Annotated in this window: 10 protein-coding genes; all 10 read right to left on the bottom strand. The window is 28.3% G+C overall.

The features are described from left to right. Window positions 1-168 precede the first annotated feature (168 nt). The 10 genes from rpoN to ABDZ71_RS14815 all read right to left on the bottom strand — a co-directional run bounded on the left by rpoN (window position 169) and on the right by ABDZ71_RS14815 (window position 23,278). A complete protein-coding gene (rpoN, locus tag ABDZ71_RS14860) occupies window positions 169-1,527 on the bottom strand; it encodes an RNA polymerase factor sigma-54 (protein ID WP_343763019.1) in 1,359 nt (452 codons plus the stop codon). Between the two features lie 434 nt (window positions 1,528-1,961). After that, window positions 1,962-14,126, bottom strand: coding sequence for a hypothetical protein (locus ABDZ71_RS14855; RefSeq protein ID WP_343762756.1), 12,165 nt, complete (start codon window positions 14,124-14,126; stop codon window positions 1,962-1,964). A gap of 154 nt (window positions 14,127-14,280) precedes the next feature. Then, window positions 14,281-15,207, bottom strand: coding sequence for an ABC transporter permease (locus ABDZ71_RS14850; RefSeq protein ID WP_343762754.1), 927 nt, complete (start codon window positions 15,205-15,207; stop codon window positions 14,281-14,283). After that, window positions 15,200-16,309, bottom strand: a complete 1,110-nt coding sequence (locus tag ABDZ71_RS14845) for an ABC transporter permease (RefSeq protein ID WP_343762752.1) — start codon at window positions 16,307-16,309, stop codon at window positions 15,200-15,202. The genes ABDZ71_RS14850 and ABDZ71_RS14845 overlap by 8 nt, the downstream gene beginning before the upstream one ends. Next, a complete protein-coding gene (locus ABDZ71_RS14840) occupies window positions 16,302-17,843 on the bottom strand; it encodes an ABC transporter ATP-binding protein (protein WP_343762750.1) in 1,542 nt (513 codons plus the stop codon). Before ABDZ71_RS14840 ends, ABDZ71_RS14845 begins: the two co-directional genes overlap by 8 nt. A gap of 156 nt (window positions 17,844-17,999) precedes the next feature. Then, the gene (locus tag ABDZ71_RS14835; RefSeq protein ID WP_343762748.1) at window positions 18,000-19,097 is read right to left on the bottom strand and encodes a BMP family lipoprotein; all 1,098 of its coding nucleotides are present in this window, start codon (window positions 19,095-19,097) and stop codon (window positions 18,000-18,002) included. 283 nt (window positions 19,098-19,380) lie between these two features. Next, the gene (locus tag ABDZ71_RS14830; RefSeq protein ID WP_343762746.1) at window positions 19,381-20,220 is read right to left on the bottom strand and encodes a DegV family protein; all 840 of its coding nucleotides are present in this window, start codon (window positions 20,218-20,220) and stop codon (window positions 19,381-19,383) included. A gap of 11 nt (window positions 20,221-20,231) precedes the next feature. After that, window positions 20,232-20,699: a tRNA (cytidine(34)-2'-O)-methyltransferase gene (locus tag ABDZ71_RS14825; RefSeq protein ID WP_343762745.1), complete on the bottom strand. Its 468-nt coding sequence runs from the start codon at window positions 20,697-20,699 to the stop codon at window positions 20,232-20,234. Between the two features lie 116 nt (window positions 20,700-20,815). Further along, window positions 20,816-21,823 (bottom strand): spore photoproduct lyase, encoded by a 1,008-nt coding sequence (splB, locus tag ABDZ71_RS14820; protein WP_343762743.1) that lies wholly within the window; start codon window positions 21,821-21,823, stop codon window positions 20,816-20,818. Window positions 21,824-21,910: 87 nt separating this feature from the next. Then, window positions 21,911-23,278 (bottom strand): VanW family protein, encoded by a 1,368-nt coding sequence (locus tag ABDZ71_RS14815; protein ID WP_343762741.1) that lies wholly within the window; start codon window positions 23,276-23,278, stop codon window positions 21,911-21,913. Window positions 23,279-23,363: the final 85 nt, after the last annotated feature.

Genomic DNA, 23,363 nt, shown 5'->3' with positions numbered 1-23,363 from the left:
TCTAAATAGAAAAATTTTTAAAGAGTTTTGTAAAAAAAATATTATCTTTTACAAAAAATATCAATTTAAACGTTATTATGTTGTATTTCTATGTTATTTTTCCCCTAATACTTTTTTTTATTTAATTTATTTCAAAAAAATAAGACCATGAAAATTCATGCTCTTATTTTAAAAACGTTTGCGGCATTTAGAAGATTGTATTTTCATCTCTTCTCTATACTTAGCTACAGTTCTTCTAGATATTTTTATATCTTTATCTTTTAGCTTATCCGCTATTTTTTGATCAGACAAAGGTTTCTTCTTATCTTCATCTTCTATATATTCTTTTATTTTTTTCTTTATGAGTTGAACTGATATATCTTGTCCTGTCACATTATTTGATGTTATACCTGTAGTAAATAGACTTTTAATTAAAATTGTACCTTTATTAGTATAAATATATTTATCTCTTATTGCTCTACTTATTGTAGATTCATGCATTTCTAAGCTATCTGCTATTTCTTTTAATGTCATAGGTTTTAAATATTCTATACCATAATCAAAATAATCTTTTTGGATTTCTAAAATTTTCTCTAAAACTCTATATACTGTACTTTTTCTATTTTGAATACTTTTTATTAAAAAAAGAGCTTTGTCTAATTTTTCCTTAACATAACTTACAGCTTCTTTATCATCTTCTTTTAAGATTAGCTCTTTATACATTTTATTTACCGTAAGTTTAGGAAGCAAATTATCATTCATTATTATATAGTAATCTTTATCTATCTTCCTTATATATGCATCTGGAACAATATAATTAACTTCTTCCCCTGTATAAAAACCTCTTGATGGCTTAGGTTGAAGGGTTTTTATTATATCTCCATATTCTTGAGCTTTTTTTATGTTAATTCCTAATTCTTTTGCTATAACATTATACTTATTTTCAGCAACTAAGTTCAAAGAACTATCTATTATGTAAAATAAATTTTTATCTTCAATTCCTCTTTTAATAAGCTGAATTCTTAAACATTCTTCTAAATTTCTTGCACATATTCCATCTGGCTCTAAAGATTGTATTATTGTTATAGCCTTTTTTATATAGGATAATGGAACTTTTAATTCATTGCTTATATCATCATCTTTAACTTCTAAATATCCTCTTCTATCAATATTTTCTATAACATAAAAACATACAGCCTTCATATTTTTATTTTCATTTAAATCTATTATTTGTTCTTGAAGATATTCCTTTAAAGATTTTTTTTCGGAAATGAAGTTAAAAGGAGATACTTCTTCTTTGTTTTTATCATATTCTCCATAATCATATTTATTATATGTAGAATCTTTAATCAATTCTTTATAATCTATTTCTTTATTTACGTTTTCTCCATCATCTACTTTAGAATCTAGAACTGGATTTTCTTGCACCTCTTTATCTACATATTTTTCAAGTTCATATGCAGACATTTGAAGAAGTTTTATAGATAACTTCATCCTTTGAGTCATTACAAGTTTTTGCTCTTGGGTAAGCATAAGATTAAACCCCATATTTACCAATACCTACACCTCCATTTCCTCTTTTAATTATATCATAAAACGCCTTAGTAAACATTTATCTTAAAGAATTATAAGCTTTTATATTCGGTTTTCAAATATTCATAACATAAGTTTATATTCCTATATATTAGATAAAAATTTAAAACTCTAAATATTAAATTTCAACTTCTATTATAGTGTAATATATACTCAGATGATAGCTTATTTTATATATATTTTTAGAATTTTGCAATTATAATACTTATCATTAAAAATTACTATAGAATAAACTTTCTATATAAAATAACCTAATATATTATTTAAACAAAAGGTTTGAATGTAAAAAAATATATTACCTTCAAACCTTCTATAAATATATTATTCAATTTAATAATCTAAAATATACTTTGTATTTCTTATATATTTTCTACTATTGTTTTTTTATATTAATTTATCTCATCCCCTAATAAATTGAGTATAGTCTTTGTAAATATAGTCCTACTATCTAATAATTCATAAATATTATTTTTAATGCAAAAATCCACACATAACTTACTACATCCAGGTTCAATTTTATCAGAAGCTATTTTTGTAGATATTTTAAATGGTTTCTTAAATTGAACTTCTTTTATACTACTACATTTATCATCAGATAGATAAATTATTTTTTCTACAATCTTTCCTACAATTATAACATCATATATTTTTATTTTTTCATCATCAAGAGTTGTAACTTTACTTGGATTAACAATATAACAAGTATTCTTATCAATTGAAGCATTTATATCTAATACTTTCTTTATTGAAGGGCTACATTGTGGTAATATCAATTTTTGTTTTACTTTTATAATTCTACAGTTACCACATATTAATTTGTTCTTTACTATATTACTTTCTCTAATACCTGTTAATATTTCCCCTATATTATCTTCTCTATAATTAAATCCTAATACTGCACTGTTTATAATTTTTAAAATATTACATACACATTCTACCCTTACTTTAAATTCTACAACTACTTTTTGCTGAGGAATTATTGAAGCTAAATTAATTCCATCTTGAGGGTTTATTCCTACAACATTCATATCGTTTATTTTTACACTATCTTCTATAAATGTTGTTCCATATGGTATACTATCTCTTAAAATAGAGTCAAATATTATTATATCTCCTAGATTAGTGATTTCTACTGTATAAGTTATTATATCTCCTTTTTTAACTTCATCTTTATCAGAAGATTTTATTATTTGTATATTTGGATCAATTATAGGTGCTGGTGGTGCTGGATTTAATGATATTATTGTAGTTAATACTTCATTACTTTCATCATTCCCATTCCTTATAGGTTCATTTGGTGCTAATTGATATCTATCCATTGTCTCAAATATATTGCTTACTTCACCATTTAATGGTTCTTCTTCAACTACAACTTTAAATTGAATTTCTGCTCTCTCCATAGATTTTATAGTTCCTATTAATATAGGTCCATCAAGATTAAAATCTGGTCTACTTAATCCATTTACAAGAATACTACTTTGAACAAAAGTGGTATTTTCAGGTATAGGATCTATAAACTCTACATTTTGTATATCTACTGTACTATCATTACTTATTACATTAGTATAAGTTAATATACTTCCTATTGCTCCAATCTCTTTATCTACATTTTTAATTATATTAACATCTACTTCTTCTACATTAGTTATAGCTTCATTACTCTCATCGCTGCCCTCTTCTATAGGTTCCGTAGGATCTAATTGGAACTGATAATTTATTTGAGATATATTTCTTATTTTCTTATCATTTGGAAGAGACTCTACTTCTACTCTAAAACTTATTATAATCATATCACCAATCTCTAAACTTCCTACACCTATAGGATTTTCAGGATTTAATCCTGGTTTACTTACTCCATCTACAATAACACTATTTTCAATAAAACTAACTTCCTCTGGTATGTCATCCTTAAACTGTACATTATCTAATCTGATACTACCAGCATTTTGCATTACATTAATATAGGTTAATGTTTCTCCTACTTCTACAATATTCTTATCTGGTATTTTAACCACATTTATCATAGGTTGTTCTGCTCTTGTTATAGTTTCATTACTTTCTTCTGTTTCTTCTTTTATTGGCTGACTTTGATCTAATTGATATTGATATTTTATTCCTGATCTGTTGCTTATTTGGTTATCACTTGGTAAACTTTCTACTGTTACACGGAACTGAATTATAATACTTTTATTAGGTTCTAATTCTCCTAATTGTATTGGATTATTAGGATCTAAACCAGGACTTTGATTTCCATCTATTATAACACTGTCCTGAACAAATACAGTATTTACTGATACACCATCTATAAATTCTACATTTTCTATTTTTATACTACTATTATTTGTTACTATACTAGTATAAGTTATTTCATCTCCTACTTTTACAAAGTTTTTATCTGCATTTTTACTTAAATTAACAGATATTTCTTCTACATTAGTTATTACTTCATTACTATCCTCTGTTCCATTTTCCACTGGATCATTTGGAGACAGCTGATATTTGTAATTAACTTGAGACTCATTTTCTATTTGTTTATCATCTGGTAAACTCATTATCATTACTTTAAATTCTACTGTTACACTGGTTAATGTTGATATTGAATCTATACTTATTCCGTTTTGAGGATTTTCTCCTAACCTATCCCTACCATCTACCTTTACACTATTAGTAACAAAAGAAGTATTGGTTGGTATTATATCTATAAAGTTTACATTGTTTATTTCTAGGGTACTATTATTTTCTATTATATTTGTATAAGTTATTACGTCTCCTACTTTTGCAAAATCTTTATCTGCCTGTTTCTCTAAATTCACTACTATATCAGATATATTTGTTTGAGTTTCATTACTATCTTCACTATTATTTATTAGAGGCTCATTAGGATCTATTTGATATTCATAGTCTACCTGAGACATATTTCTTACTATTCTATCCTGAGGCAAACTTTCAACTATCACTTCAAATTTAACCTCTACAGCTCCAAATAATGGTATTATTCCTATACTTATTCCACTAGCTGGATTTTCTCCTGGCTTATCTGTTCCATCTACCTTTACACTGTCAACAACAAAAGAAGTATTTGCTGGTATTCTATCTATAAAAGCTACATTTTCTATATCTATCGTACTATTATTTTGTATTGTATTTGTATAAGTTATTATATCTCCTACTGCTGCAAAATTTCTATCTGATTGTTTGTTTACAGCTACACTTATTTCTTCTACATTTGTTATAACCTCATTACTATCTTCACTTCCATTTTCTATTGGATCATTTGGAGATATTTGATATTTATAGTTTACTTGAGATTCATTTAGTATTTGTTTATCATCAGGTAAACTCATTACCATTACTTGAAATTCTACTACCGCATTTCCTGATGCTGGTATTACCCCTATACTTATTCCGTTCTCAGGTTTTTCTCCTGGTCTTCCTATATTATTTACCTTTACACTATCAATAATAAAGGAAGTATTGGCTGGTATTACATCTATAAAGTTTACATTATTTATTTCTAGTGTACTATTATTTTCTATCCTATTTGTATAAGTTATTATATCTCCTATTTCCGTAAAATCTTTATCTGATTGTTTTATTAAATTAACTGTTATCTCTGATATATTTGTTTCAGTTTCATTACTATCTTCACTACCATCTCTTAAAGGCTCTTTAGGGTTTATTTCATATTGATAATCTACCTTAGACATATTTCTTACTATTCTATCCTGTGGTAAACTTTCTACTGTTACCTGAAATTTAACCTCTATCCTTCCCAATGATGGTATTGTACCTATACTTATTCCCGTAGCTGGATTTTCTCCCGGTCTGTCTGTTCCATCTACCTTTACACTATCAGTAACAAAAGAAGTATTTACTGGTACTCTATCTAGAAAGTTTACATTTTGTAAATCCACTGTACTATTATTTTGTATTATACTTGTATAAGTTATTATATCTCCTACTGCAGCAAAATTCCTATCAGACATCTTATTTACAGCTACATTTATTTCTTCTACATTTGTTATAACTTCATTACTATCTTCAGTTCCATTTTGTATTGGTTCATCTGGACCTATTTGATATTCATAGTTTACTTGGGACTCATTCATTATTTTATTATTATCTGGTAAACTTTGTACTGTTACCTTAAACTCTACAACTACACTTTCTGATACCGCTATAGTTCCTATACTTATTCCACTCTCAGGATTCTCTCCAGGTCTATCTGTGCCATCTACCTTTACACTATTAGGAACAAAAGAAGTATTAGTTGGTACTCTATCTATAAAGTTTACATTATTTATTTCTAAGGTACTATTATTTTCTATCCTGTTGGTATAAGTTATAACTTCTCCTATTTCTACAAAATCTTTATCTGCTTCTTTTTGTAAATTTGTTCTTATAATAGATATATTTGTAGTAGTTTCATTGCTCTGTTCACTACCATTTTCTACCGGTTCATTTGGACCTACCTGGTATTCATAAGTTATATCTGATTGATTTATTATAACTTCACTTTGAGGTAGACTCTCAACCTGTACTTGGAATTCTACAACTATACTTCCTAGGGAATTTATATCTCCTAAATTTATTCCATTGGAAGGATTTTCTCCTGGTCTATCTACATCATCTATCTTAACACTATTAGGAATAAATATAGTATTTGCTGGTACACTATCTATAAAAATCACGTTATCTATCCCTATAGTACTATTGTTTTGTACTATACTTGTATAAGTTATTATATCTCCTACAGATGCAAAGTTTCTATCTGCCACCTTATTTATAGCTATATCTATCTCTTCTACGTTTGTTATAACCTGATTACTATCCTCACTTCCATTTTCCACTGGATCGTTTGGAGATACTTGGTATTCATAGTTTACTTGTGATTCATTCAGTATTTGTTTATCATTTGGTAAACTTTGCACTATTACTCTAAACTCTACAACTATACTCTCTGATACTGGTATATCTCCTATACTTATTCCATTAGAAGGATTTTCTCCTGGTCTTACTATATTGTCTACCTTTACACTATTAAGAACAAAAGAAGTATTGGTTGGTACTCTATCTACAAAATTTACATTATTTATTTCTAGTGTACTATTGTTTTCTATTGTATTTGTATAAGTTATTATATCTCCTACTTCTACAAATTCTTTATCTGCTTCTTTTAATAAGTTTACTGTTATTTCTGATATATCTGTTGTAACTTGATTACTTTCCTCACTACCATCTTCTACTGGTTCATTAGGACCTATTTGATACTTATAATCTACATTTGATTTGTTTTCTACTATTTGGTCATTTGGTAGACTTTGTACTCTTACTTGGAACTCTACTACTACACTTCCTGTGTTTGGTATTATTCCTATACTTATTCCACTAGCAGGATTTTCTCCCGGCCTAGATACATTATCTACTTTTACTGTATTTGGTATAAATGTTGTATCATCTGGTATATCGTCTGTAAACATTACATTACTTATTTCTACTGTACTATTATTTTCTATTGTACTCCTATAAGTTAATATATCTCCTACTGCTGCAGATCCTCTATCTACTCCTTTATTTAAATCTACAATTATCTCTTCTACATTTGTTATAACTTGATTACTATCTTCACTTCCATTTTTGTCTTCTTGACCTATTTGATATTCATAATTTACTTGGGATTCATTTAATATTTGTTTATCATTTGGTAAACTTTGTACTGTTACTTGAAATTCTACTACAGCATTTCCTAATACCGGTATTATCCCTACGTTTATTCCATTAGCTGGATTTTCTCCTGGTCTTGGTGTATTATTTACTTTTACACTATTAGAAACAAAAGAAGTATTTGTTGGTATGGTATCTATAAAGTTTACATTACTTATCTCTACTGTGCTATTATTTTCTATTGTATTTGTATAAGTTATTGTATCTCCTACTTCTGCAAATTCTTTATCTGCTTCTTTTAATAAATTTACTGTTATTTCTGATATATTTGTTGTAACTTCATTACTTTCTTCATTTCCATCTTCTATCGGCTCACTAGGACCTATTTGATACTTATAATCTACATTTGATTTATTTTCTACAATACCATCATCTGGTAAACTTTGCACTGTTACTTGAAACTCTACTGCTACACTTTCTGTGTTTGATATTATTCCTATACTTATTCCACTGTCTGGATTTTCTCCTGGCCTAGATACATTATCTACTTTTACTGTATTTGGTATGAAAGTAGTATTGTCTGGTATATCATCTGTAAACATAACATTATTTATTTCTATTGTACTATTATTTTCTATTGTACTCCTATAAGTTATTATATCTCCTACTGATGCAAAATTTCTATCTGCTCCTTTATTTAAGTTTACAGTTATATCTTCTACATTTGTTATAGCTTCGTTACTATCTTCACTTCCATTCTTTTCTTCTTGACCTATTTGATATTCATAACTTATTTGAGATTCATTTACTATTTGTTTGTCATTCGGTAAACTTTGTACTGTTACTTGAAATTCTACTACAGCATTCCCTGATACCGGTATTATCCCTACATTTATTCCATTAGCTGGATTTTCTCCTGGTCGAGGTGTATTATTTACTTTTACACTATTAAAAACAAAAGAAGTATTTGTTGGTATCGTATCTATAAAATTTACATTGCTTATTTCTACTGTACTATTATTTTCTATTGTATTTGTATAAGTTATTATATCTCCTACTTCTACAAATTCTTTATCTGCTTCTTTTAATAAATTTACTGTTATTTCTGATATATTTGTTGTAACTTCATTACTTTCCTCTCTACCATCTTCTACTGGTTCACTAGGACCTATTTGGTACTTATAATCTACATTTGATTTATTTTCTACTATTTGGTCATTTGGCAAACTCTGTACTCTCACTTGAAACTCTACCACTACACTTCCTGTGCTTGGGATTATTCCTATACTTATTCCATTCTCTGGATTTTCTGCTGGTCTATCTACGTTATCTACTTTTACTGTATTTGGTATGAAAGTAGTATTGTCTGGTATATCATCTGTAAACATAACATTATTTATTTCTATTGTACTGTTATTTTCTATTGTACTCCTATAAGTTAGTATATCTCCTACTGCTGCAAAATTCCTATCTACACCTTTATTTAAATCTACAATTACTTCTTCCACATTTGTTGTAACACGATTACTATCTTCACTTCCATTTTTGTCTTCTTGACCTATTTGATATTCATAATTTACTTGAGATTCATTTAATATTTGTTTATCATTTGGTAAACTTTGTACTGTTACTTGAAATTCTACTACAGCATTTCCTGATACGGGTATTATCCCTACATTTATTCCATTAGCTGGATTTTCCCCCGGCCTAGCTACATTATCTACTTTTACACTATTAAGAACAAAAGAAGTATTTGCTGGTATCGTATCCATAAAATTTACATTACTTATTTCTACTGTACTATTGTTTTCTATTTTATTTGTATAAGTTATTATATCTCCTACTTCTACAAATTCTTTATCTGCTTCTTTTAATAAATTTACTGTTATCTCTGATATATTTGTTATAACTTCGTTGCTTTCCTCATTTCCATCTTCTACTGGTTCACTAGGACCTATTTGATACTTATAATCTACATTTGATTTGTTTTCTACTATTTGGTCATTTGGTAGACTCTGTACTCTCACTTGAAATTCTACTACTACACTTCCTGTACTTGGTATTGTTGCTATAGTTATTCCATCCTCTGGATTCTCTCCTGGTCTATCTACAGTATCTACTTTTACTGTATTTGGTATAAACGTTGCATCATCTGGTATATCATCTGCAAATACTACATCACTTATTTCTACTGTACTATTATTTTGTATTATACTGGTATAAGTTATTATATCTCCTACTGATGCAAATTCTCTATCTGCTCCCTTATTCAAATTTACAATTATCTCTTCTACATTTGTTATAACTTGATTACTATCTTCACTTCCATTTTTATCTTCTTGCCCTATTTGATACTCATAATTTACTTGGGATTCATTTAATATTTGTTTATCATTTGGTAAACTTTGTACTGTTACTCTAAATTCTACTACAGCATTTCCTGATACCGGTATTATCCCTACATTTATTCCATTAGCTGGATTTTGTCCTGGTCTAGATATATTATTTACTTTTACACTATTAGAGACAAAAGAAGTATTTGTTGGCATCATATCTATAAAGTTTACATTACTTATTTCTACTGTACTATTGTTTTCTATTGTATTTGTATAAGTTATTATATCTCCTACTTCTACAAATTCTTTATCTGCTTCTTTTAATAAATTTACTGTTATTTCTGATATATTTGTTGTAACTTCATTACTTTCTTCATTTCCATCTTCTATTGGTTCACTAGAACCTATTTGATACTTATAATCTACATTTGATTTATTTTCTACCATTTGGTCATTTGGTAGACTCTGTACTCTCACTTGAAATTCTACTACTACACTTCCTATACTTGGTATTGTTCCTATACTTATTCCATCCTCTGGATTCTCTCCTGGTCTATCTACAGTATCTACTTTTACTGTATTTGGTATAAAAACTGTATTATCTGGTATATCATCTGTAAATATGACATTACCTATTTCTAGTGTGCTGTTATTTTGTATTGTACTCCTGTAAGTTATTATATCTCCTACTGATGCAAACTCTCTATCCGCTCCCTTATTTAAATTTACATTTATCTCTTCTACATTTGTTATAACTTGATTACTATCTTCACTTCCCTTTTCTATTGGTTCATTTTCTCCTATTCTATACTGATAATTTACTTGAGATTCATTTACTATTGTTTTATCATTTGGTACACTCATTACCATTACTTGAAATTCTACTACTACACTACCTGATGCAGGTATAGTTCCTATATTTATTCCACTTTCTGGATTTTTTCCTAGTCTTAGTGTATTATCTACCTTTACACTATTAGCAATAAAAGTAGTATTGTTTGGAATATCATCTGTAAATAATACATTATTTATTTCTAGTGTACTATTATTTTCTATTGTACTGCTATAAGTTATTGTTTCCCCTACTTCTGAAAATTCTTTATCTCTTTCTTTTAAAAGATTTACTGTTATTTCTGATATATTTGTTGTAACTTCATTGCTTTCTTCGTTTCCGTCTTCCACTGGTTCACTTAGTCCTATTTGATATTTATAATCTACATTTGATTTATTTTCTACTATCCCATCATCTGGTAAACTTTGCACTCTTACTTGAAACTCTACTACTACGCTTCCTGTACTTGGTATTATTCCTATACTTATTCCACTCTCTGGATTTTCTCCTGGTCTACTTGTATTGTCTACTCTTACTATGTTTGGTATAAAAACTGTATTATCTGGTATATCATCTGTAAATACTACATTACTTATTTCTACTGTACTATTATTTTCTATTGTACTTTTATAAGTTATTATATCTCCTACTGCTGCAAACTCTCTATCTGCTCCTTTGTTTAAATCTACAATTATCTCTTCTATATTTGTTATAACCTCATTACTATCTTCACTTCCATCTTCTATTGGATCACTTGGAGATAGTCTATATTTATAATTTACTTGAGATTCATTTTCTATTTGTTTATTATTTGGTACATTCTGCACTATTACTTGAAATTCTACTACTACACTTGCTCCAGATTGTATTGTTCCTATACTTATTCCACCCTCTGGATTTTCTCCTGGTCTCGGTATTGTATCTACTTTTACACTGTTAGGTACAAATAGAGTATCCGTTGGAATATCATCAACAAAATTCACATTATTTATTTCTAGTGTACTGTTATTTTGTACAGCACTCCTATAAGTTATTGTATCTCCTACTTCTGCAAATTCTTTATCTGCTTCTTTTAAAAGATTTACTGTTATTTCTGATATATTTGTTGTAACTTCATTACTTTCTTCACTTCCATCTTCTACCGGTTCACTTGGACCTATTTGATATTTATAATCTACATTTGATTTATTCTCTACTATTTTATCGTCCGGTAAACTTTGTACTCTTACTTGAAACTCTACAACTACACTTTCTCTAGCCGGTATTGTTCCTATACTTATTCCACTCTCTGGATTTTCTCCTGGTTTAGATATATTGTCTACTTTCACAGTATTTACTATAAATGTTGTATTATCTGGTATATTATCAGTAAATGTTACATTATTTATTTCTATTGTACTATCATTTTGTATTGTACTCCTATAAGTTATTATATCTCCTACTGCTGCAAACTCTCTATCTGCTCCCTTATTTAAATTTACAATTATCTCTTCTATATTTGTTACAACCTGGTTGCTATCTTCACTTCCGCCTTCTATTGGATCATTTGGAGATAGTCTATACTCATAATTTACTTTTGATTCATTAATTACGGTCTTATCATTTGGTAAACTTTGTACTGTTACCTGAAATTCTACTACTACACTTGCTCCAGATTGTATTGTCCCTATACTTATTCCACCCTCTGGATTTTCTCCTGGTCTCGGTATTGTATCTACTTTTACACTATTTGGAACAAATATCGTATTATTTGGAATATCATCAATGAAATTCACGTTATTTATTTCTATTGTACTATTGTTTTTAATTGTATTTGTATAAGTTATTGTATCTCCTACTTCTGCAAAATTTTTATCTGCTTCTTTTAGTAAATTTACTTCTATCTCTGATATATTTGTTGTAACCTCATCACTTTCTTCACTACCATCTTCTACTGGTTCACTAGGACCTAATTGATATTTGTAATCTACATTTGATTTATTTTCCACTATTCCGTCATCTGGTAAACTTTGTACTCTTACTTGAAATTCTACTATTACACTTGTTGAAGCTGGTATAGTTCCTATAATTATTCCATTGCCTGGATTTTCTCCCGGTCTATTTGAATTGTCTACTTTTACTGTATTAGCTATAAAAGTAGTATTATCTGGTATAATATCTTTAAATATTACATTACCTATTTCTACTGTACTACTATTTTGAATTGTACTTCTATAAGTTAATATATCTCCTACTGCTGCAAATTCTCTATCTACTTCTTTGTTTAAATTTACCTCTAATCCTTCTACTGTAGTTATAACATCATTACTTATTGAATTAGATTCAATAGGATCAGCTCCCTGAGCCGGTGGGAATTTATATACAGCTTCTGAAAAATTAGTTAATAATGTAGGAACTGCTTGGTTATCTACTGTCACTCTAAATGTTACTTCTTTACTATCCCCAGCTCCAATTGTATCTAAATCTATTCCTTGATCTGGAGATATCCCTGGAATAGTATTTCCATCAACTGTGACACTATTAGGCACAAATGTAGTTCCGGTAGGTGGTGTATCAGTAAATAACACTTCGTCTCCAGCTATTTCTCCTACATTTTCAACATTTATAGTATATAAAAGTTCATCTCCTACTAAAGCTACTTCCTTATCCACAGACTTAGTTAAAACTAAATCTGCAGCTTCAGTATCTATTTCTATACCAATAGCATTCTGTAGATACGTATCACCTTGTGTTATCAATCTAACAACTGCAGATGTTTGCCCAGGCTGTAATGCACTAGTTCCATTTACATTAGTTATATCCCACCCTTGTCTACCTGCAATAATATTAGTAGCATTTATCACATTTTGGTTTCTATCTCCAAAGGTTCCACTAGTATCTAGCTGTCCATTGTTATCATTTATTTGAGATCCAAAAAAGTTATCAGAAGGATTGTTAGGTCCTGCTAGATTTACTAAACTACCTACTGTTGGTCCAAATAATAATTGATCATTTACAAAAATTGCATCTCCTTCTTGAGCACTAGACAAAATTCTCGCTTCATCTATACCTGTAGTCGGCGTAGTAAAACCAGATATTGTAACATCAACAGGGGCGCCTCCTGTTCTTATAAGACTAGATCCTACAAAAACACTTAACGTTCTTATAGGTAAAGTTGGATTGCCACATACTACAGCTAATGTCCAACCTACATGATTATCTGTATTACTATTTGGTGTTATAGTAGCTGGTACTCTTCCTACTGTATATTGCCCTGCTCCAGCATTTTGAATTATATCTGTTACATTTTGAGTTCTTACATAAAAATTAGGATTAGTTAATGTTTGAGAAGTATCAGAATCTGGTGATATATCAAAAATGCCATTAGGAGTTTCCATGATAACATCATCATCAATAAATTGACTTACATCTTGATTTCCAATAAGATAAGACCCACCCCATATAAGTTCTGCATAAAGCACTGTATCTGAAGGCCCAATATTTAACATTGAAGATGATGAATTTTCTCTCCAATCAAAAGTTATATTTTCATTATTTGCTAAATTAACTATTCCAAGCCAAGAAACTGGCGTTGTTAAACTAGTATCTGTAGTTATAAAAGCACCTATAGAATTACGATTACCTGGCTGATTGCTATTAGTTCTTTTACTTAGTCCTAATGTATTTCCAACAAAAGTTATAGCACCTCTACTTACTGCTGAAAATCTATTAATAAAAGCCATATTTTATTCTTCCTTTCATTATTATCTTAAATTTAAAAATGTTTCATAATATAGTATGCAAAGTACAATATGAAAGTTATATAGCTTCACTAAATAAAAAAAAGTAAGTAAAATTCAAATTTTACTTACTTTTTTTAAATATACTTTTAATTATCTATCTTTGACCTTTTTCGTATGGCTGACCATCTGCCGCTGGAGCTACTGTTTTTCCAACAAATCCAGCTAATGCAAGCATTGTTAGTATATATGGAATACTTGAATATACTTCTGTTGGTAAATTCCAGCTAAATCCTTGTGCAAATATTTCAAAGGATCCACCAAACGCAAATAATAAACATGCCCACATAGTTCCAAAAGGCTTCCAATTACCAAATATCATAGCAGCCAATGCTATAAATCCACGTCCTGCAACCATTCCTTCTCTATATACAGGAGTTATACCAATAAGTGCTGCTCCACCAAGTCCTGCTAAAGCACCTGACAGTATAACACACATATATCTCACTTTATAAACATTTACTCCCAATGTATCAGCTGCTTTTGGATGTTCTCCAATAGCTCTTATTCTAAGTCCCATAGGAGTTTTAAATAATACATAGTTAGAAATTATAACTGCTATCAATGCCATTATAACAAACCAATTTATTCCTCCAAGTAATGGTCCTATTATAGGTATAGATTTTATAGATGCTGGTATGCTATAAGGTAATGCCTTAACTATATCTGTTTGGCCACCTTTTTTAAACACCTTAAATATTAAGAAACTTGCTAGTGCTGAAGCAAATAAATTAATAGCAGTACCTGATATAATCTGATCTGCTTTTAAATTTATACTCAAAAATGCATGTAACAAAGCGAGTAATCCACCAGCAATCACTGCAAACAATATTCCTATTACAGGACTACCTGTTAAATGAGTTCCTAAAACTGAGAAAAAGGCTCCTATTATCATCATACCTTCAAGTCCTATATTTACTACTCCTGATCTTTCAGAAAATACTCCTCCAAGGCCTGCAAAAACTAATGGAGTTGCACTTCTTAATGTAGCTGTTATTAATCCTATTATCATTAAATTATCCATCAATTAACACCTTCCTCTTCTTTTTCTTTTCTGAAAAGTATTTTACTATATAATCAGTAGCAACAAATATTATTATAATAGATTGAACTAAATAAACAATTTCTTTAGGTATTCCATTAAGTTGTAACATTTTAGAACTACTATTTAATGCTCCAAATAATATAGCTGAAGGTATACATCCTATAGGATTATTTTTTGCAAGTAAAGCAACTGCTATACCATCAAATCCAAAACTTGGAAGAGCCATCATGTCTTGAGCTTGATGCATTACACCTGCTATATGTGTAGCTCCACCAATTCCACCAATAGCTCCTGAAATAACCATTGCTAAAATAGTATTTTTAGCTATATTTATTCCACCATACTCTGCTCCAGAAGCATTAAGACCTACAGCTCTTATTTCATAACCTACAGTAGTTTTCTTTAAAAGCCAATATATAAATACAGCACATACTATTGCTATTATTAAACTTATATTAGCTCTACTTATATTACTAAATCTTAATAACTCTGCACTTTTTTGTATTAAAGGAGTATTTGCTTTTCCTTTAACTGCAAATCTTGATCTTAATATTATATAATTTCCTAAATATAATGCTAAATAGTTCATCATTATAGTATTTATAACTTCATTTGTTCCTATTTTAGCTTTTAAATATCCTGGTATACCAGCCCAAATAGCACCTGCAACTATACCACCTAATACTATTAAAATTCCATGAACTATAGGATTTAATCCTGGTATAAGTCCAATAAGTGCTGCTGAAACCATTCCTACTATAAATTGTCCTGCTACTCCAATATTAAAAAGTCCACATCTAAAAGCTACAGCATTTGCTATACCTGTAAAAATTAAAGGTGTTACATATACCATAGTTTCTAAAGTCTTTCTTTTATCACCAAAGCTTCCATTCCAAATAGTTTTAAATAAATCATTTAAAGCTGAGAAATATTGAAGTGGAGAATATCCTTTGGCCCACATTACAAAAAACACAGATACAAATACAGCAATTATTATAGCTAAAAACGGGAAAGCTAAAGCTTTTAATCCCTTAACTAAAGGATTAGAAAATGATTTTTGTTGATTTTTATCATTACTCACTATCTTTCACCTCTTTTTCACTATCTTTTAATGTTCCACCAGCCATTAATATCCCTAATTTTTGTTCATTAGCTTCTTCTCTATTTAAAACAGAAATAACTTTTCCATCATACATTACTGCTATTCTATCTGATAGCGCTAACACTTCGTCTAGTTCAAGAGAAACAAGTAATACTGCTTTACCATTATCTCTTTCCTGTACCAATCTTTTATGGATATATTCTATAGCTCCTACATCTAGTCCTCTTGTAGGTTGAGCAGCTATTAATAACTTAGGATCCTTTGATATTTCTCTTGCAACTATAAGCTTTTGTTGATTACCACCTGATAGTGAAGATGCATATACTTCATCATTAGGAGTTCTAACATCAAATTCTTCTATAAGCTTATTGCAATACTGTCTTATTTCTTTATAATTCATAACTAAACCATTACTATGAGGTTTTCTGTGATATGTTCCTAGTACAGAATTTTCGTATAAAGGATATTTAAGAATAAGTCCTCTTTTATGTCTATCTTCTGGGATATGTCCTACTCCACTATCTATTATTTGCCTTGGAGATTTGCCAATTATATTTTTGCCATCAAGTTCTACAGTACCTGATTCAGCCTTTCTAAGTCCTGTTAATACTTCTATAAACTCACTTTGTCCATTTCCATCTACTCCAGCTATTCCTAATATTTCTCCACACTTAACTTCTAAATTTACTCCTTTTAAAACTTCTACCCCTCTTTTATCTTTTGCAGTTACATTTTGGGCTTTTAATATTTCTTTTCCTATTTTTGCTTCCTTTTTATCTACTTTTAAATTTACTTTTCTTCCTACCATAAGTTCTGCAAGCTCATCTATATCAGTTTCTGAAGTCTTAACAGTACCTGTAACTTTACCTCTTCTAATTATAGTTACTCTATCACTCATTTTCATAACTTCTTTTAACTTATGAGTTATAAGTATTACTGATTTACCTTGCTTTTCTAAGTTGTCTATTATTTCACTTAATTCATCAATCTCTTGAGGAGTCAAAACTGCAGTAGGCTCATCAAGTATTAATATCTCAGCTCCTCTATACAAAGCTTTTAATATTTCTACCTTTTGTTGTTGTCCTACAGATATATCCTCTATTACTGAGTCAGGATTTATATTAAACCCATATTTATCTGCAATTTCTTTAACACTTTTTTTAGCCTTATCCATATCTAGTCTAAAACCTTTTTTAGGTTCTATTCCTAAAACTATGTTTTCTGCTACAGTAAAATTATGTACCAACATAAAATGTTGGTGAACCATTCCTATTCCTGATTTTATAGCATCATTAGGAGTTGTCATATTAACTTTTTTATCTTTTATGTATATTTCTCCTTTTTCCGGTTGATACAATCCATACAGGATATTCATAAGTGTAGTTTTCCCTGCACCATTTTCACCAAGCAAAACATGAGTTTCTCCTTTTATTAAATCAAAATTCACGTCATCGTTAGCTACTGTTCCAGGAAATATTTTTGTTATATTTTTCATTTCCACTACTCTATCCATGAAAATTCTCTGATTATATGGTTAAAAAACCAAATAATCAGCCACCTCCCTCCATTCCATTTTGTATAATGTTATTTTAAACATATATTCTATAAAAGCTAGATGATAATACATCTAGCTTTTATTATATTATTCAATTAGCTTATTAGTAAAGTGTTATTTTATCTCTGTAGGTGTAAAATTAGCTAATTCTTTTCTAGTTGCAGGAACTTTTATTTTTTCTTCTTTTATAGCATTTTTATATTTTTCAACTAAATCTAAAACTTCTTTTGGAGTATTATCTTTAGAAGTTCCAGCTACTGCTACACCATCTTCTTTAACTCCAAGTTCTATAGTTTTTCCACCTTCAAATTTACCATCTACTATTTGTTTTGTAGCATCATATGTTGCAGTATCTACTCTTTTTAACATACTAGATAATATTACATCTTTATATTTTGGAACTGTAAGCGCTTGATCTTTATCAACACCAATTGCCCATACTGCTTTTCCTGAATCTTTTAATTCTTTAGCAGCTTTAAACATTCCAATTCCAACTCCACCTGCTGCATGATATATAACGTCACATCCAGAACCATATAATGATTTAGCTAATTCATAACCTTTATTTGTATCTCCAAAACTATCTGCATATTTAACCATAGCTCCTGGTTTATTATCTTTTCCCATTAAAGCTTTAGCAGCTTCTGGATTTACTGATTTAACACCAGCTATATATCCTGCTTCAAATTTATTTATAGGAGCAAAATCTTTACCACCTATAAAACCAACTTTATTAGTCTTAGTCATTTTTCCTGCTATAACACCCATCAAGAAAGATCCTTCGTGATCTTTAAATTTTAAAGATAAAACATTAGGAGCTTTTACTTCTGTATCAACTATAGCAAATTTTTTATCACTATATTTTCCTGCTACATTTTTCATTGCTTGCTCCATTTGGAATCCTACACCAAAAACTAAATTACAATTATCATTTACTAATGCTTCTAAGTTTGATTCATAATCTTCCTTTTGTTTAGATTCTATTGGTTTATATTCTACACCAAACTCTTTTTGAGCTTTTTTAACACCTTCATCTGCTGCTTGGTTAAATGATTTATCATTTAATCCACCTTCATCAGTAGAAAGTCCTATTTTTACTTTTTCACCTGAATCTTTTGTTGAAGATTCTTCTTTTTTAGCTCCACAACCTGCCAATAATGAAACTGTCATTATTCCAGCTGCCAAAAATGCAAGTATTTTCCTTTTTTTCATTGACATTACCTCCCAATTTTATACACAATTATTAACTAGCAATTAACTAAATTCTACAAATCCTAGCCATTTCCTGCTAGAAAGTTAAAATAATTTTAAAAATATTAAATTTAATGTATTTTCATTATATTAAATTAACAATTCAATATAAATTCATTTATTATGATTTCCTACATTAAAAATTTTATTAATTTATCTCTAAATAAAATAATACCATATTTTATAAACGTTTTCATTCAATTTATTTATAATGGCTGTATCTTTTTAAGATCCAGCCTAATTATTAATAATTTTCTATGAAAAACACTCCACAAGCTCCTGGTCCTGCATATATACCAACTACACATCCAACCTCACATTCTATAAAAGGAATATCATCATCACTTAAATTTTCTCTTAATACTGACAATATATCTTTATTTTGAACATGTAATAGTATTGATTGTTCTGAAGGTTTTATTCCTACTCTTTTTAAGTATTCATTAACTGCTCTTATTGCTTTTTTACTGCCTCTAACTTTATCCTTTATTACCATTTCCCCATTTTCTACTGCTAAAATAGGTTTTATTCCTAAAACATTACCAATAAATCCACCTGTCTTTGAAAGCCTTCCACCTTTAACTAAATAATCTAAAGTTTCAAAAGCTAGTACACTTTTAACATGAGGAATAGCTTCCTTTATTTCATTTGATATTTCAATATAATTTAAACCTTGCTCTCTCAAATTGCAAGCCTTGATTACTAAAAGCCCTAGTCCTGACGTTACGTTTTGACTATCTATAATTTCTATATCTTCAGATTCAAGTATTCCTTTTGCTATACATGCAGATTGATATGTTCCACTCATTTTTGATGATAAATGTATAGATACTATTTTATACCCTTGATCTAAATAACTTTTATAACAATCTACAAATCTTTGTGGATTAACTTGAGATGTAGATGGAAAAGTTCCTTCATTATCTATTTTATCAAAAACTTCAGCTAAAGTTATATCTACTCTATCTTTATATGTTTTTTCTGGGAAAGTTACTAGTAAAGGAATTACATGTATATCATATTTATTTATTATTTCTATAGGTAAATCTGAGGTGCTATCTGTTATAATTTTTATTTTATCCATGCATATTCCTCCTATTTCATATTTGGAAAACCTAATTGTCTCAATCCTTCATATGCAACAACTGCTACTGTGTTAGATAAGTTTAATGATCTAGTACTGGATTTTATCATAGGTACTCTTATACATTTACTAAGGTCTGAAGATTTTATATCATCTGGTAGTCCACAGGATTCTCTTCCAAAAACTATAAAGTCTCCCTCTTTAAACTTTGCATCTGAGTAATAATTATCTCCATGAGTAGTAGAAAAATAAAAATCTGAATCCTTATATTTTTCTCTTAATTCCTCATAAGAATCGTATATAGATAAATCTAAATATTTCCAGTAATCTAATCCTGCTCTCCTTAGATGTTTTTCATCTAAACTAAAACCTAGTGGCTTTATTAAATGGAGTTTACAATTTGTAAGCACACAAGTTCTAGCTATATTCCCTGTATTTTGAGGTATTTCTGGTTGAAACAAGACTATATTTAAATTCAAAATATTTTCCTCCTATTAAGATAAGATAAAACTATACTAAATGGTACAATAAATATATTACTCCATTATTAAGTTTTAGTAAAGACTATTAAGTACATCATATAGAAACTTTTCGACTATATAATATAATTTATACTTTCTTCTCCAAAATATTTTATTATATTATTTTTAAAAAAATCCTTCATATCATTTAAGTCTTGATCCTTATATATATATTTTCCATATCCAAATTGACCATATTTAAATTTTCTTTCTTCTTCTTCCATAGGAAGTAATGTACTTGGAAATATATCTAATATATTTTGTTTTGCTCGTTTTGTAAATCTATGAGATATAACTTCAAATTTTATTTCTTTATTCCTAAATAAATTTTTTATGGTTAACAATAAATCTGTATATTCATTTTTCCAATTATCATATATAAACACTGGTGCTATTATAAATCCAACTTTATATCCAGCATCTGCTACTTTATATGCAGCATTTAATCTATCCATAATTTGAGGAGTTCTATGTTCAAATTCTTGTATTATTTTTTCTGTATTTATACTAAATCTTATAGTTGTTTTATTATTGTGATTGAGATTTAATAAATTATCTATATTAGTAAACTTAGTAACAAACCTAAACTTCATATTATCTTTTTTACCAAAATATTCTATAGTGTCTTTTAAAGAATTACTATATGGTTCTACTGGTATAGGATCAGATGTTGCTGCCCCTTCAAAAATAGTAGTTTCAGGAAGTCTTTCTTTGGCATATTCTTCAGCTTTATTAAGAATTTCTAAAGTATTAGCATATATTTTTATATATGGTTTTTTACCCATTTGAGTGTTCAAGTAACAATACTCACACATTCCCATGCATCCACTAACTAAAGGTAATTGATAATGGGCTGAGGGTTTACAAGTTTGAAATTTTAAAGATTTTCTTACACCTACAACTAAAGTATTTTTTCCTTCTAAATACATATCGCTAGGAGTTTTACCAGGTATACCAGTTACTCTACCACTTTTTGAATATCTTATATCTAAATTTTTATCTTTAAATTTACTAAGTAATATTTTACCTTTTTCATAATCTAATGCTGCTTCTTCAAATACAACTCTTTTTGGATTAAACATACTTACTATCACCTCTAATAGTATTATTACTATAATTCTAAATTTTATTTACAATAATACTTAATAAATTAAAATAAATACTATCTATTAAACTCCCTTTTTAATTAATTTATCAACAGGTCTATAAAAATCATCTGATACTAATTCTTTTTTTATAATCTTACCGTTTTTTATTATATTTCTATAAGTTTTAACCTTATATCCCATAGATGAATTATTAGTAATTTCAATTTTTCCTTTAGGAATACTAGAGTCATATATATATTTTTCCTTTGGTGTTATAGTATCATAAACCTTAGAGCTTATTTTATAACTTATATTATTTAAAGATTTATTAGAATAAATGTTAAAGTTCACATTTCCATTTGAAGTTTTTCCTTCTATATATATGGGATATTTTAAAGTATTTTTAAATTTCAAATCTATGCTACCATAATTAACTGTAGCATCTCTTCCAAGTTCCACATAATGAGATGGAATTGAATGATGCTCTCTTTCTACTGGTTTTAAATTAGCCTCTAAAATACAATTATATAATGTACTAGACACTTGACATATACCTCCACCTAATCCTGGCTGAGCTTTAGTTCCTACTATTACAGGTGCTTTTTTATAGCCTTTTTTTAAAGTCCTTGGGCCTACTATTTTATTAAAACTAAATATATCATTAGGCATAAGAAGAGTCCCATTTATACTGTCAGTAGCAATTTTTATATTATTCATTCTCTCACTAGAAGAAATGCTTCCATAGTTTGTAGTATAATTTGATACATTTTTATTTATTACACTAAGTTTATTTTTTGTTATCTTTGCTTCAGATTCATTTACAGGAGCTTTAATATTTATATCTGAAAATGATTTAGATTTTATTTTTGATTCTAACATTTTGTTAAGTTTATCTTTATCTAGTTTTTTGCCCTTTTTATCATCTGTAATATTTATATTTCCATTTGATACATTTATTTTAGCATTTTCATAATTTCTATTTATTTTCTTTTCTACATAGTTCAAAAATTCTCTCAAATATTTTTTATCATAAGAAAGACTTAATTTATATTTTTTAGTTTCTTTTTTATTTATAATATTATATTTATCTAAAATTTTTAAGTTCTTCCCATAATCGAATGCTTCATCAATAGCTTTATCAATATCATATTTAGGTTTTAATTTAGAATATAAAAGAGAATAACTCTCTCCGTCATCTATTATATTTATATTTTTTTTCTCAATAGGATTTGAAAATTTTTTATTCATTATATTTTTTGCCTCAGTTTTACTTTTAGAAGATAAATTTATATTTTCTATATATACAGAAGGATATATTAAATTATTATATTTAGATACTTCATTCTTAATATATATATACCCTCCCCCTAAAGATATTAGTACTAATGTAACTAAAACTAAAAATATTTTAGTAATTTTACTCATATTAGAAAATTTCCTTACTGCCATAATTCACACCTCATAATAAAATATAAATGTATAGTTATATATACTTATAAAAATTAAACTTAATAACAAAATATAAAATTCATTA

The sequence above is a fragment of the Clostridium oceanicum genome (genome assembly GCF_039521385.1).
In the GTDB taxonomy this organism is placed as follows: Bacteria; Bacillota; Clostridia; order Clostridiales; family Clostridiaceae; genus Clostridium_F; species Clostridium_F oceanicum.
Note: the sequence above shows the minus strand (reverse complement) of the source record. Positions and strands in the feature narration are given on the sequence as shown.